This window comes from Streptomyces marinisediminis (assembly GCF_026262575.1).
Lineage (GTDB): Bacteria > Actinomycetota > Actinomycetes > Streptomycetales > Streptomycetaceae > Streptomyces > Streptomyces marinisediminis.
The window spans coordinates 1-270 of record NZ_JAPKFL010000139.1; the positions used below are offsets into that span (position 1 = coordinate 1).

The following is a 270-nucleotide window of genomic DNA, read 5'->3' on the forward strand; positions in this document are numbered from 1 at the left end:
TGTCTGCCTGCAGTTTCTGAGCCGCTGCACTGCTAGGAGGTGCTTGAGTCTCCCCCGGGAGAGGGAAGGACATAATCACGCTTCCATTCTCCCAAGCTATCTCGTTCTCGCTGATTTGAACTCCACCATCGGTCTTGGCGAGAACATCGTTGATCTCTCGCTGCAGCGACGTCACTTCAGCAGAGGTATCCGCTGCAGTGAGGGTCGTGACACTGAAAACGGCCGCACCAGCACAAGCCAGCACACGGAACATGCGATCCTTCATGACTT

Annotated in this window: 1 pseudogene; it reads right to left on the bottom strand. The window is 55.6% G+C overall.

Annotated features, from left to right (window positions below):
* Positions 1 to 253: pseudogene (locus tag OSB71_RS24430) on the bottom strand (hypothetical protein); the annotation flags it as partial.
* Between the last annotated feature and the right edge of the window lie 17 nt (positions 254 to 270).